Raw genomic sequence first — 542 nt, 5'->3', positions numbered from 1 at the left:
CAGGCGTTCATCAACAGGGTATAGGCATCGCTGTCCGCTTTGGTACAGCGGCCCAGCAGTTTTCCGTCGTAATAGCAGGCCGCGTCATAGCCCGTCCGTTTGCGTGGCATGGTTCCCGCCTCCTTTCTGCTTCGGGCCAGCATGGCCCGAGGTCAACGCTCTGCGCTGCGGCTGGGCTTTTCCTTCGGAGGCCGTTCTGCCTTTGCCTGTTCGGCAGCCGCTTTTCCGGCTTTGAGCTGGTCGCTGATGGACGCACGCCCCACAGAGCCGCGCTCCGCCATCTGTTCCAGCTTTGCCTCATAGGCTTGCAGAACAGCGGTGTTGAGCTGTTCCCGGAACTCCTTTGTGACAGGGTAGGCCATATCCCGGTAGCCGCCTTTGCCGTCTGGCTGGCTGGGCATCCCAAGAAAGAGCCCCTTGCTGCCCTGTACGATTTTCAGATTTTCCACCACAAAGCAGTCATTGAATTTCACGCTGGCAAAGCCCATGAGGTTTTTCACAGGTTCGATGACCCGCACGCTTACATCCAGCTTTATAGGGGC

1 protein-coding gene is annotated in these 542 nt (G+C 58.5%); it reads right to left on the bottom strand.

The genetic code is table 11. The annotated features are described in order from the left end of the window. Window positions 1–152 precede the first annotated feature (152 nt). On the bottom strand, window positions 153–542 hold a 390-nt coding region (locus DWY89_RS14200; protein ID WP_118524785.1), incomplete at its 5' end, for a SpoVG family protein.

Origin of the sequence: Clostridium sp. AF27-5AA (assembly GCF_003478415.1) — a bacterium.
Taxonomy (GTDB): domain Bacteria; phylum Bacillota; class Clostridia; order Lachnospirales; family Lachnospiraceae; genus Otoolea; species Otoolea fessa.
The sequence above is the reverse complement of the archived record's forward strand: the minus strand, read 5'-3'. Positions and strand labels throughout refer to the sequence as shown.